The following is a 12,330-nucleotide window of genomic DNA, read 5'->3' as shown; positions in this document are numbered from 1 at the left end:
AGAATGGGGAGCCGGGCATGAAGACAGACGTCGTTGTTTTGGGCGCAGGCATCGTTGGCCTGTCGACGGCTATCCACCTCGCACGGCGGGGCAAGTCCGTGGTGCTGCTTGATCGCCGCGGCGCCGGCGAGGAAACCTCCTATGGCAATGCCGGGCTGATCCAGCGTGAAGGCGTGTTTCCCTATGGCTTCCCGCATGATTTCGGCGCGCTGTTTCGCTATGCGCTGAACAATACCATCGATGCGCATTACCATTTCCGGGCGCTGCCCGGGCTCGTCCCGTTCCTGATCCGCTACTGGTGGAACTCCGGCTTCACCCAGCATCAGAACATCGCCTCGATGTATGCGCCGCTGATCGAGAATTCGATCGCCGAACACAGCGACCTGATCGATGCGTCGGGTGCTGGCGACCTTATCCGCAAGGACGGCTGGATGAAGGTCTTTCGCACGGAAGCGGCGCGCGATGCGGCCTATAAGGAGGCTGAAAAGCTCTCGTCGACATTTGGCGTCAATCACCAGAAGCTGTCGAGCAGCGAGCTGAAGGTGATGGAGCCGTCGATCAGGGCGGAGCTCACCGGCGGCCTGCGCTGGACCGATCCCTGGTCGATCCGCGATCCGCACAGCCTCAACAAGGCCTATCTCAGCTATTTCCAGTCGCTCGGCGGCCGTCTCGTCTCCGGTGATGCGGCAACGCTCGAACATATTCTCGAAGGTGCCGGCTGGCGTGTCGCCACGCCCGAAGGTCCGCTGGAGGCCAAGGAAGTCGTCGTCGCACTTGGCCCCTGGGCGGATACGGTCACAAAGAAACTCGGCTATCGTTTCCCGCTTGCCGTCAAGCGCGGCTATCACATGCATTACGGCATGGAGGAGGGGGCGCAGTTGAACAATTGGGTGCTCGATGCCGAGAAGGGCTATTTCCTGGCGCCGATGCTACGCGGCATACGGCTGACGACGGGCGCGGAGTTCGCCAATCGCGACGCGCCGAAGACACCGGTGCAATTGACCCGCGCCGAACGCGTTGCCCGCGAGTTCTTTCCGCTCGCCGAACGCCGCGATGAGGAGCCGTGGATGGGCGCGCGTCCCTGCACGCCGGACATGATGCCGATCATCGGCAAGGCACCGCGGCACGAAGGGCTCTGGTTTGCCTTCGGCCATGCCCATCATGGCATGACCCTTGGTCCGGTCACCGGCCGTGCGCTTGCCGAAAAGATGACCGGCGAAAAGACGGTGATCGATATCAAGCCCTTCAGGCCGGACCGGTTTCTCGCCTGATCAAAGGCGGAGGATGGCGGCGAGAGGGAAAAAACCTCTCGGCCCCCAATCCATCCGCTGCTCTTCCCGATTATTTTTTCCGCGGGCCGGAACAAACGTCACCTTCATCCGTTAAGGCGGTTGGCTGAAGGCGAGGGCTCGGTCTGTTGCGCCATGCGCAACGAATGGAAATGACTGCCGTGGAAAGCGGCAGCGGGAGTGGTATTTCATGCACAAGCAGGTGATAGAGTTCAACGGCGAAGCCGTGGGCGCCCTCATGCCCGAGGATGAGCGGTTTCGTTTCGTCGCGGTCAAGTATGGTGTCTGGAGCCTGGATGGCCGTCTGTTTTCTCGCCCGGTGGAAGCAAAACGGGCGGTGATGATGCTCCTGTCGAAACCCGCCGGGCGGTCGATGCCGGCGGCCAGCTTCTGGGTGCCGGGTGAGGGCGATCCTTCCAAAAGCCAGTTCGGCTGGAACGCGGCCTCTGCCGTTCCTGCGCGCCACAACGAGACCCGCGCCTGACGGCTTGCTATAATCGAACGATCAGTCGTCCCAATCCGCCGGAATGCCGCCATCGGCACCGCTCGTCGCCAGGTCGTTGCGGATGCCGGTCACGCCGGCAATTGCATAGACCAGGACCTCGATCTTGCGCCGTTCCTCAGCGGTATCGACAGCGCCCGTCAGCCAGACCGATCCACGTCTGGCTTTGATATCGACGCCTGACGTTTCGATGGCGCTGTCTTCAAGCGCGTTGGCAATCGTATCCTCAAGCGCGTCGTCGTCGACATCCGCGCCGGTCTCGTCGCCGAAAGGGTCGGGACCGTTCCTGCTCCGGATCGCGGTATTGCGGCTGCGCTCGAATCCGGGATTGCCGCTCTCGTCGAAATTTTCAGTGCCCTGTCCGTAGGAACGGTTGCCAACCTTTGTTTCCGATCCGGGTGTCCCGTCGGCATAGGGCCAGCCTTCGTCGAGGTCGCGTTCCTCGTAATCACGGTAGTCTTCCTCACGGCCGGTCGGCGTCTTGGCGATCATCGTCATATCCTCGTTCTGGCAGGGTCAGAGGGAAACGGATGGCGGGGCGTTTGGTTCACTCGCAAGAGGGGCCGTGCAGATATAAAAAAAGGCGGAGCCGCCGAAGCGGTTCCGCCCTCTGTCGTTGATTCCGCGCAGATCAGTTCTGCGGGGCAGTGCCGGTGGCCGGGGTCTGCGTGTCCGTACCGGTAGCCGGTGTCTGGGTATCGGGGGTCGCAGGCGTTGCGTTCGGCGTCGTCATGGTATTCGGAGTGGCATTGGTGTCCGGCGTCGCCGTGCCTGGGGTCGCGCTGTTGTCGACCGGCGGGGTGGCAGTGTCAGCCGGCGGCGTGGTCGTCTGATCGGTTGTTGCCGGCGGCGTTGCCGTGTCGGTTGTCCTGGTGGGGGACAATTCTGCCGGCAGCCAGACGAGCAATGCCAGAACCAGACCTGCCAGCAGGATGATCAAGATCGGCCAGCGGGAGCGGGCCGAGCGGGGTTCCATGTCGTCCGGCCGTCGCTGGTTAGCCAACGGATCGTTCACCGGAGCACCTGTCACCGGATCGATACGCGGGCCTGCCTGTTCGGCCGGCCATGCTGCAGGATTGACGTTGCGGTTTTCACTGGGTTCAAAACGTTGATTCATGGCGTTCATATCCTTTCGAGAAATGGTGCCTGTGCCAGCAAACGTTGAAGGCAACTGCCCGCTAAACGTCGCTGTTGAGCAAATGTTCCTTGAAAAGACGATTTTCAGACCGAAAAGCAGGCGAATGGCCGCTTTTTTGATCAAGTACGCGCTGGGGCCAGCAGAATGCGTCTCCTTGATCGCATGGTATTCTAGGCGGATGGCAGCTCGGCGATGTCTCCGAACTGCACAAGCAGGCGCGGACTGGTCATGTCGCCGGTCTCTTCGTCGACCTCAACGGCATAGGCCGCGACGCCGGCGAAGCGGCCCGCCATGGCGGCGGCGATCTTCTCGGCGCTGGCGGCATTGGATGCCTGGCGCATCTCTCCCGGTGCCATTCCGCCGCGGACCTTGCGATAGGGAAGAACGATGAATTTCTCGGCCATGATGGGCGCCTTTCAAGGATGTCCGGTGCCGATAAAGCCGGTGGTGGCCGTTCGGTCCGGTGTTCGGCGACATGGCGTCGCCGGAATGGCGCGCGGCCATGCCTCTGCTCATGCTGCGACCTGTAGCATTGATTGCCGAGCGGTGTATCCACAAAGCGCATTCAACGGGTACGCAAATCGCTGTTATGGATGGATCATGGGTTTGATGGGGGTCGTGCAAGGACGATCGGGGGCAGAATGGACGGCCACGTTTTTTCGTGGCAGCGAGAGAGACGTCAATCTGCCCGCCCGGCCCTATTCTAAATCTAATAGCAGCCGCGTCCGGTCCTTGCGGACGACAGCCCTTTCGCAGATTTTTCAGCCAATTGATACCATGATTTTTACAAGCAGGTTTTGATCAGCGCGCCCCGGAATCGGCCCTCGCAACAAAATCGAATAAAACGAAACACACCAATACAAGGACGTGCGGTACCTATTCTCCGAACAGACAGGAGAGCGGCCGTGACGTCGACTTTGCAAATCAACGACCAGAAGGCGATTCTGGTCTTTCTCCCGAACGGCGTAGCGCAGGTTATCGTGTCGAAGCTCATCGAGCATGGATATGCGGCGACGGCCGTGTTTTCGGTGCCGGAACTGTTCGATGCCTTGCGCTCGGACCGGCATTCCCTGGCGGTCACCACCCGGCCGGATATCGATATGGTGCGCAATATCAAATCCATGCCGGTCGTGAACCTGGAGGTGTTTTTCCACACCGTCGTCTCCTCCGGGGGCATGGTGAGCTCTTCAAAGCAGTTTGACGGCAAGGCGTTTCTGCAGCGGATCAAGGCTCTCCATGAACCAAGGGTGGCCAGGGGCGCGATTCTCCATGGCAAGCCGGCAACAGACACCAATTTGAATGCGCGTGCGCGGCAGATGTCTGGATGGTGGACTGCCGCAAGGGCCCTTTTCAGCGGCCGTATGCCCGCCGGCGCAAAGGATTGAGAGGCGGCTTCAGGATCCGGATGAGACCGATGGCGCCGGTAGGCCCGGTACCCGGCAACGGAGACCGGTCCGGAAATGTGGAGCCAGTCTTGGCCAACGGTCACGCAAACACGTCTTCGCGGTCAACCCTTCTTGACCAGTGTCAAATTGCAGCCCTGAGACGGGAGCTGCTTCTGTATGGCGGGTGCCTTTTGATGTTCTGGGCGATTGGTGCGGTATCCTTGAGCGGTTTCGTGATCACGGCTCTCTTCGTCATCGTGGCAACGGGGCAGTTCGTCAAACGGTCCGCGGCCAATCTTCTGGCAAAGTTCGGTAAGCGCTCTGTTCTGGGGCGTTATGGGGCTGGACTGGTTTCGCTCTGCGTCTTCGGTCTGGTGATCGTGCGGGCCTGCTATATCGCGACGGTTCTCGTCGATACCGAGCTTCGAGCGCCAACCGTTCCGCTCATGGCCGTTTCATCGAATGCGATTCCCGGCGCACAATCTTTCCGGCACAATGGGACGGATTGAACAGGCGCGGCTCCTGGTGCCTTCCGGCCGGCCGCAACATATCCCAACATGTTCGAACACAGAATTGCATCACAGTTGATATCCTGCAGCCTGTATCGCCTTGAGGATGTCCCATGCTGCAAACGTGTAATCCAAGCCGGACGCAGGTCCTGCTCTGCCTGCCGGACCCGGACGCCGCCACCGCTCTGACGGCATTCCTCACGGAGTATGGCTTTGCCGTTACCACCATCTGGCGGTTGAGCGAATTGACAGAGGCGGTCACGCTGGGCAGCTACACTGCCGTCGTCACGGTCACGGCCCTGGTTGGCCCGATACGCCGCCTCTCTCCCCTCCCGGTCGTCAATGTCGAGACCTATCTGGATGCGCATATGCTTGCCGGGAGCATTGCCGAGATGGCTGGTACGGCAGCGCGCCAGCAGCGCTTCGAATGAACCTAAATGACATCCGCCCGCTGAAATGAGATAATTTCACCGGCGGTAGAATTTCATCGACAGCAAAGCGATCGATCATGGCATATGAAATGGCAGTCTCCGACCAGACGCATATCCTGATCGTCGAGGACGATCCGGACATCGCCGGCATGCTGGTCGAGCTGATCAAGGGAAACGGCTTTGAGGCCACGTCGGCGGCGAGCGGCAGCGAGATGGATCGATTGCTGGCCCGGCACGCATTCGATCTGATCGTGCTGGACGCGATGCTGCCGGGAGAAGACGGCTTCAGCATCTGCAGGCGGCTGCGCGCGTCGCGGTCTATCCCGATCCTGATGCTGACGGCGCTGCGGGAGGATATCGACCGCATTCTGGGCCTCGAGCTCGGAGCCGACGATTATGTCACCAAGCCGTTCAACTCACGCGAGCTGATGGCACGGATCAAGAGCATCCTGCGCCGGGCATCCTACGCCCAGGAGCCGGAGGAGGATCGGGCGCCGATGACGTTCGCAGGCTGGCGTATCGATCCCAAAAGCCGGCAGCTCCACGACGCCGATGGCGCTCAGGTCTCGATGACAACAGCGGAGTTCGATCTTCTCCTGGCGTTCTGCTCCAACCCCAACAAGGTGCTGACGCGCGAGCAGCTCCTGTCGATGACGCATGCCGGATCGGCCGGCCCGGTCGAGCGCAGCATCGATGCCCATATCAGCCGGGTCCGGCAGAAAATAGAGCCGAACCTCAAGGATCCGACCTTCATCAAGACGGTGCGGCTCGGAGGCTATCTTTTCGCATCCAAAGTCGAGCGCCTGCCTTGAAAACCCTGCGCAGGGCTTCGATCCAGAAGCAGATACTGATCCTGGCGACTGTGCTTGTTGTCCTCGTTTCCGTCATTGCGATGGTGTCCGAGCCGTTCATCTACGGCCGCAACGATCGCGATTTCCGCAATGGGCTGTTTGCAGGGCAGGCGGAGATGGTTCTCGATCATTTCCGGGAGGCGGCATCGACGCAGGAGGAGGATGCCGTTTTAAGCGCTGCGGTGCGTCTGGGGGTGCGGGTGGAAAAGCTCGCTCCCGGCAACGCCGCCGCCGCCCGGGAGAAGATCATCTCTTCCAGCGATCTGGTCGAGCGGATCAAGTCCTTGCTGGCAAGCAGCATCCTGACATCGATCAGGGATACGCTGGCAAGGGAGCCGAAAGCCGATTTTCTGGTTGTCAGGGTCGACGCAGAGCGTGCGCTGATCTTTCACATGCCGGTATTTCCGCCCCGGCTCTGGCTTGCTCCGGCGGTGGCAAGCGGGCTTTTGAAAATCGTCATCCCGCTGCTGCTGCTGGCCGTCTTCAGCAGCTGGCTGATCACCGATCCGCTGACCCGGTTTGCCACCGCGGCAAAACGGGTCAGCGCCGATGACAATACCGACGAGCCCTTCGAGGCGGAAGGCGCATCGGAAATCCGCAGCCTGGCGGAATCGCTGAACGTCATGCGCAACCGGATCCAGAAGATGGCGCGGGATCGTACGATGGTGCTCAGCTCTGTCGGCCATGATCTGCGAACACCGCTGACGCGATTGCGCATGCGCGCCGAGCGGTCCGGCGATCCGGAGCTTCGCCGGCTGATGCTGGCCGATATCGAAACATTGGTCTCCATGATCGACGGCTGCCTGGCCTATTTCAACGATCCGTCTGAGGGGGAAACCGACCGGAAGGTCGATCTTTCCAGCCTGTTGCAGACGATCGCGTCGGATTTTTCGGATACGGGCGTCAACGTGGCCTATAGCGGACCGCGGCGGCTGGCCTATGTCTGCAAACCGCAGGCGCTGACGCGGGCGCTGACGAACCTGATCGACAACGCGTCTCGCTACGCAACGCAGATCGATCTCATCTTGCGCCATCGTGACGATGGCGGGGTTCAGATCAGGGTGGCCGACAACGGCCCCGGCCTGACCGATGAACTCAAGGCAAAGGTTCTGGAGCCGTTTTTCAAGGCGGACGAATCCCGGCAGATCGGACTGAAAGGCGGCTTCGGTCTTGGCCTTCCCATTGCGCAGGGCATCATCAAGAAGGCGCACAGGGGGCAATTCGCGCTGCTGGACGGGGAACCCAACGGTCTGGTCATCGCTATCGATCTTCCGGCTGTTTAGGCCGGTCAACTGACCGGTTTGCACCGCGAACATTTCCAGACATTTCAAAAGACACCGCAACATACCGATCGAATAGAAATGTCTCCAGCAAACCGTGCCGTTCGGCAAAATTCCCGCTGGAGCCCAAGACCCGATGACATTCCGCCCTATCCATGCCGCCCTGATCGCGCTGTCCGCGATCACAGCCGGATGCACGACCGCCGATCCCACCGTCTATGCCGGGCTGGCCTCGGCACCGCAGCTCCAGCCCAACCCCGAAGACAAGAGCGGCCGCGTTCCCTACCGCTACACGAGCAATGTCGATTGGCGGCAGTACGACAAGATCATCATCGATCCGGTGACGATCTATAGCGGCCCGGACAACCAGTTCGTCAAAATGGCCGAAAAAGACAAAGCCGTGCTGGCCAATTACATGCAGGATCGGTTCGCAGAAAAGCTGCGGCCGCGATTTGCAAGCGTCAACAGTGCCAGCCCCGGCACGCTCAGGCTTCATCTGACGCTGACGGGTGCCAAGGATACGACCCCGTTCCTGGGACCGTTCTCGCATCTCGATGTCGGCGGCAACGTCATCAACGCCGCCCAGGCGGTGCGCGGCCGGGAAGGGACGATGGCAGGCTCGGTCAACTACGCCGTCGAAATCTACGATGCCCCGAGCAATCGCCTGCTGTCGGCCTATGTCACCAAGCAATATCCGAACGCCATGAATGCCGGCGCGACCTTCTCCCCCTTGAAGGGCTCCAAGGTCGGCATCGACAAGGGCGCCGATGCGCTGCTGGCGCAGTTCAAATAGGGCGAGCCGAGACCGTCAGCTAAACGACGATAGCTCGAATTTTCCAAGGCAGGCAGCCGTGCCGCCCGCCAACGCCAATAGGCAGGAAGACAGATGATGCGTCCTTTTTTGTCCGGGGTTTTGATCGGATCGGCCTTGCTGCTTGCAGGCTGCGTCGATGACAGGGAGTATTATGAGGGCAGGCCCCGCCATGACGGTGACTTTCGCTGGTATCGCGACTTTGGCGACCGCCGGGCCGATCCGCGATGGAGGGATGGCTGGCGCGACGGCCGCAGGGACTGGGACCGCCCGGACCGCCGGCGCGACAGGGACCGCGACGTTCCGCGCGACCGTTACGGCCGCCCTATCTGGCCAGCCGCTTGGTGAAGACCGGCGTGCCCCACTGCCGTTGAAGGCGTGGGGTGGCCTCGCCGCAGAGCCCGCCATTCTTCCGCAACAAAATGGAACCAGCCGCCTTGTTTTGGTCCGGCTTTTGTCATCGCAGTGCTCACTGCCCCGGTTATTGTCAGGCTCTCTATCAAAGGGAAATGACCATGACCTACAAAGATCTTTCGATAGCCGATGTCCTGACCGATCCGCTGATCCGCCAGGTGATGCGCGCCGACGGGGTGTCGTTGAGCGGAATGGCTCTCCTGCTTCACACCGCCGCCCGGAAGCAGAAAACCCCACAGAAATCCCGCCATGTTCCCGAGGCGGCACTGCGCATGCGTGGAAGCGTGTGAGGGCATCAGGCGTGTTGAGATCGGCGACGCCAGTTGTTGCTATACGACGCCAGGCGCGTCAGGCTACGGCGTAGCCAATGCCAGAATGTCGAGAGTACGTCCGACCTCTCCGGCGACTTCGGCGTTTAAGCGAACCATTTCGTTGCGTCGGTCACTGCGGTGCATCGCACGGTTGCGACCGATGCCGATCAGTGCCAAAAGCCAAGATATGAAATCCATGGTGGGGTTTCTGATTCAAAACGGCAAATAGTTACGATCCGCATATTGATACGGAAATACAGCTCGGAAAAACTTTCCGCTTGTTTGTAAGCAGATTCTTTAGGGTGTTTTTCACTGACAAAAAGTTTGGCTGGGGAACCTGGATTCGAACCAGGACTAACGGAGTCAGAGTCCGTGGGTCTACCGTTAACCTATTCCCCAAAACTGCAAGGGCTATGCCCTGCCGGTGAGGCGGGCTTATAAACAAAAGATCAGCGGATGCAATAGATTTTGGCAAAAAATCCGCAGTGTCCGGCAAAATCCCTCCGCGATGCCCGCAGACGCGGGATTCCGGGGCTGCCGGAACGGTGTACAAAAAGAATTTGGCGATTTGCGGCGGCACTGGTAAAGTCAGTCCAACGAAAATCAAGAGAGCGCCTTGAGCGGCTATCGTTCCGCGCGGCGCAATGGACAGACACGTGAGAGACCCCGACAACGGCGAACAGCCGTCCGTTTCCGGGGCGTCGGCAGCAGGCCGCAACGACGGGCAGTCACCGCCCCGTTCCGGCAAAGGCAAGCGCAGACGGGGCAAACCGTCGCGCAATGCTTCTGCGAATGCCAGTTCCTCCGTTGGTAACGGAGAAACACGGCGTCCCGAAGTGACAGATGCCACCGGCGAGCCGGTGCGCAAACGCAAGCGCAGGCGCCGTTCCAAATCCGGCCAGGCACAGCAACCGGTTGCTTCCGCCACGGTGGGCGATGCCTCTGTTGCCCGGCCGCTCGCTGTTCCCGGCGGTGACAATTCCAGTCCGAAACGCAGCAAGAAGCACCGGCAGCGCCGCAGCCTGCAGGGCCGTCCGCTGGCGACCAGCGACAAGCCGCGACCCGTCACGGATACTGTCAGGCCGCCGTCCGCGGCCTCTGGCGCCGCCACGGTCGAACGGCCGGCGCCGGGCTATAACGGCCATGAGCGGCGCGGCAATGGCCCGGCATTTTCGCATGGTCTTGATCAGGGCTCGCCGCTCTATGCGGCGCTCGATCTCGGCACCAACAATTGCCGCCTTTTGATTGCGCAGCCGACCCGTCCCGGCCAGTTTCGCGTCGTCGATGCGTTTTCGCGGATCGTCCGGCTCGGCGAGGGGCTCGGTGCGTCCGGCCGCCTGTCGCAGGATGCGATGGACCGATCGATCGAGGCCTTGAAGGTCTGCGCCGCCAAGCTGAAGACCCGCGAGATCCGCAAGACCCGGCTGATTGCCACGGAGGCGGCCCGCGCCGCCGAAAATGGCGAGGCTTTCCTCGTGCGGGTGCTTGAGGAAACCGGGCTGGAACTCGAGATCATCAACCGCGAGACCGAGGCGCGGCTTGCCGTCTCCGGCTGCTCGTCGCTGGTCGGGCGCGAAACCAAATCGGTGGTGCTGTTTGATATCGGTGGCGGCTCGTCGGAAATCGCCGTCATCAAGATCGGTGACAACCGCTCCAGCCGGCTTGCCAACCATATCACCCACTGGACCTCGCTGCCGGTCGGCGTCGTGACGCTGTCGGAGCGCCATGGCGGTCAGGATGTCACGCCGCAGGGGTTCGAGGCGATGGTCCGGGAAGTTCAGGGCATGCTGGACAATTTCGATTGCCCGGCGATCCACACGCTGGAAAATCCCGGCGACGAGAACGGCTTCCATCTGATCGGCACCTCCGGCACGGTCACGACGCTGGCCGGCGTCCATCTCGACCTGCCGCGCTATGATCGCCGTAAGGTCGACGGTCTCTGGTTGTCGGACGACGAGGTGTCTGCGATGCAGGCGCGTCTGTTGTCCTGGGATTTCACCGCCCGCGCCGCCAATCCCTGCATCGGGCCGGACCGGGCCGATCTGGTTCTGGCCGGCTGCGCCATTCTCGAAGCCATTCGCCGCCGCTGGCCGTCGGAGCGCATGCGCGTTGCCGATCGCGGTTTGCGCGAAGGGCTTCTCACCGACATGATGGCCGATGACGGCGTCTGGCGGCGCGGCCGCGCGCGCCGGCATGGGCGCGGCCCGGCGCAATACGGTTCCCACGAAGGAAACACGCAATGACCAAACCCCCGATCGGCGGAAACCGCACCGGGCGCAAGCTTGGCCAGAAGGTCAAGAAGGGCAAGCTCAAGGCGTCGTCGCGGCGCTGGATCGAGCGCCATATCAACGATCCCTATGTGCAGCGCGCCCAGCTCGAAGGTTATCGCGCCCGCGCGGCGTTCAAGCTCCTGGAGATCGACGAGAAGCACAAGATCCTCTCCGGTGCCAAGCGCATCATCGATCTCGGCGCTGCCCCGGGTAGCTGGTCGCAGATCGCCGCCAAGGTGACGAACTCCACCGACAGCGATCCCAAGGTGGTGGCGATCGATTTTCTCGAGCTCGATCCGCTGGCGGGCGTTCATATCCTGCAGCTCGATTTCCTCGATCCGACAGCACCGGAAAAGCTGATGACGGCGCTGGGCGGGACGCCGGATCTGGTGCTCTCCGACATGGCAGCGCCGACGACGGGCCATCGCCAGACCGACCATATCCGCACCATGCATCTGTGCGAAGTCGCCGCCTATTTCGCCATCGACGTTCTCGGCGAGGGTGGGCACTTCCTGGCCAAGACCTTCCAGGGCGGCGCCGAGCGTGAGCTTCTGACGCTGCTGAAGCAGAATTTCAAACAGGTCATCCATGTCAAGCCGGCGGCCTCGCGGGCCGAATCGGTCGAGATGTTCCTGCTCGCCAAGGGCTTCAAGGGTCGCAAGCCGGGTGCCGCTTCGCTCTATGACAGCGGGACCGAGATCGACGACAGGGAAGTGGCCGATGAGCGGGATTCGGTCGAGGCCGAGTAAGCGATGCTGCTCTACGTCACCATCGGCAGCAACGATCTCAGCCGCGCCCAGTATTTCTACGATGCGGCGCTGGCCCCACTCGGCCTGAAGCGCCGCAAGCAGGATGATGTCGAGATCGGTTATGCGGCCGAAAGCGACAGCCGCTGCCGCCTCTGGGTCGTCACGCCGCATGACCGGAATGCCGCGACGATCGGCAACGGCTCGATGGTGGCGCTTGAAGCCGAAAGCCGGGCTGCCGTCGATGCTTTCCATCGTGCAGCGCTTGCCCATGGCGGCATCGACGAGGGCGCTCCGGGCCTGCGGCCGTTTCACGCCCATTTCTACGCCGCCTATGTCCGCGATCCCGACGGCAACAAGCTTTCGGCGGTCTGCGAGCGGCCGGAGTGAAGC

16 protein-coding genes and 1 tRNA gene are annotated in these 12,330 nt (G+C 61.7%); 13 read left to right on the top strand and 4 right to left on the bottom strand.

Annotated features, from left to right (window positions below):
- The first annotated feature begins 17 nt into the window (after nt 1-17).
- Together ADU59_RS25320 and ADU59_RS30980 are read left to right on the top strand one after the other, a co-directional pair.
- Nucleotides 18-1,271, top strand: a complete 1,254-nt coding sequence (locus ADU59_RS25320; protein ID WP_068957857.1) for an NAD(P)/FAD-dependent oxidoreductase — start codon at nt 18-20, stop codon at nt 1,269-1,271.
- A gap of 208 nt (nt 1,272-1,479) precedes the next feature.
- Nucleotides 1,480-1,773, top strand: coding sequence for a hypothetical protein (locus ADU59_RS30980; protein ID WP_068957855.1), 294 nt, complete (start codon nt 1,480-1,482; stop codon nt 1,771-1,773).
- Between the two features lie 21 nt (nt 1,774-1,794).
- Here the strand turns inward: ADU59_RS30980 and ADU59_RS25310 are convergent, their stop codons facing one another.
- From ADU59_RS25310 to ADU59_RS25300, 3 genes are all read right to left on the bottom strand, one after another.
- Nucleotides 1,795-2,283, bottom strand: coding sequence for a BON domain-containing protein (locus tag ADU59_RS25310; protein ID WP_158515764.1), 489 nt, complete (start codon nt 2,281-2,283; stop codon nt 1,795-1,797).
- Nucleotides 2,284-2,422: 139 nt separating this feature from the next.
- Nucleotides 2,423-2,908, bottom strand: coding sequence for a hypothetical protein (locus tag ADU59_RS30420; protein WP_139093221.1), 486 nt, complete (start codon nt 2,906-2,908; stop codon nt 2,423-2,425).
- A 191-nt stretch (nt 2,909-3,099) separates the two neighbouring features.
- Entirely contained in the window at nt 3,100-3,333 is a 234-nt protein-coding gene (locus ADU59_RS25300; RefSeq protein ID WP_068957849.1) for a hypothetical protein, read from the bottom strand.
- Nucleotides 3,334-3,834: 501 nt separating this feature from the next.
- Between ADU59_RS25300 and ADU59_RS25295 the strand changes: the two genes are divergently transcribed.
- The 8 genes from ADU59_RS25295 (at nt 3,835) to ADU59_RS25260 (ending at nt 8,900) form a co-directional block, all read left to right on the top strand.
- The gene (locus tag ADU59_RS25295) at nt 3,835-4,314 is read left to right on the top strand and encodes a hypothetical protein (RefSeq protein WP_068957847.1); all 480 of its coding nucleotides are present in this window, start codon (nt 3,835-3,837) and stop codon (nt 4,312-4,314) included.
- Nucleotides 4,315-4,508: 194 nt separating this feature from the next.
- Nucleotides 4,509-4,823 carry a hypothetical protein gene (locus ADU59_RS25290; RefSeq protein ID WP_068957845.1) on the top strand — a complete coding sequence of 105 codons (315 nt, stop codon included), beginning with the start codon at nt 4,509-4,511 and terminating at the stop codon, nt 4,821-4,823.
- A gap of 113 nt (nt 4,824-4,936) precedes the next feature.
- A complete protein-coding gene (locus ADU59_RS25285) occupies nt 4,937-5,254 on the top strand; it encodes a hypothetical protein (RefSeq protein ID WP_068957843.1) in 318 nt (105 codons plus the stop codon).
- Nucleotides 5,255-5,331: 77 nt separating this feature from the next.
- On the top strand, nt 5,332-6,066 hold the full coding sequence (locus ADU59_RS25280; protein WP_068957841.1) for a response regulator: 735 nt from the start codon (nt 5,332-5,334) through the stop codon (nt 6,064-6,066).
- Nucleotides 6,063-7,388, top strand: a complete 1,326-nt coding sequence (locus ADU59_RS25275; protein WP_068957839.1) for an ATP-binding protein — start codon at nt 6,063-6,065, stop codon at nt 7,386-7,388. The genes ADU59_RS25280 and ADU59_RS25275 overlap by 4 nt, the downstream gene beginning before the upstream one ends.
- Nucleotides 7,389-7,521: 133 nt before the next feature.
- Nucleotides 7,522-8,178, top strand: coding sequence for a DUF3313 domain-containing protein (locus ADU59_RS25270; protein WP_068957837.1), 657 nt, complete (start codon nt 7,522-7,524; stop codon nt 8,176-8,178).
- Nucleotides 8,179-8,271: 93 nt separating this feature from the next.
- A complete protein-coding gene (locus ADU59_RS25265) occupies nt 8,272-8,544 on the top strand; it encodes a hypothetical protein (protein WP_068957835.1) in 273 nt (90 codons plus the stop codon).
- 167 nt (nt 8,545-8,711) lie between these two features.
- Nucleotides 8,712-8,900, top strand: a complete 189-nt coding sequence (locus tag ADU59_RS25260; protein WP_068957833.1) for a hypothetical protein — start codon at nt 8,712-8,714, stop codon at nt 8,898-8,900.
- A gap of 346 nt (nt 8,901-9,246) precedes the next feature.
- Here the strand turns inward: ADU59_RS25260 and ADU59_RS25255 are convergent.
- Nucleotides 9,247-9,320, bottom strand: a tRNA-Gln gene (locus ADU59_RS25255).
- 257 nt (nt 9,321-9,577) lie between these two features.
- On the opposite strand from ADU59_RS25255, the gene ADU59_RS25250 reads away from it, so the two are divergent.
- The 3 genes from ADU59_RS25250 to ADU59_RS25240 are packed head-to-tail and all read left to right on the top strand — an operon-like array spanning nt 9,578 to nt 12,327.
- Nucleotides 9,578-11,164, top strand: a complete 1,587-nt coding sequence (locus tag ADU59_RS25250; RefSeq protein ID WP_068957831.1) for a Ppx/GppA phosphatase family protein — start codon at nt 9,578-9,580, stop codon at nt 11,162-11,164.
- A complete protein-coding gene (locus ADU59_RS25245) occupies nt 11,161-11,940 on the top strand; it encodes an RlmE family RNA methyltransferase (protein WP_068957829.1) in 780 nt (259 codons plus the stop codon). Before ADU59_RS25250 ends, ADU59_RS25245 begins: the two co-directional genes overlap by 4 nt.
- A gap of 3 nt (nt 11,941-11,943) precedes the next feature.
- Nucleotides 11,944-12,327 (top strand): VOC family protein, encoded by a 384-nt coding sequence (locus ADU59_RS25240; protein ID WP_068957827.1) that lies wholly within the window; start codon nt 11,944-11,946, stop codon nt 12,325-12,327.
- Nucleotides 12,328-12,330 lie beyond the last annotated feature (3 nt).

Origin of the sequence: Pararhizobium polonicum (genome assembly GCF_001687365.1) — a bacterium.
GTDB lineage: Bacteria > Pseudomonadota > Alphaproteobacteria > Rhizobiales > Rhizobiaceae > Pararhizobium > Pararhizobium polonicum.
This window is presented reverse-complemented; position numbering and strand designations above follow the sequence as displayed.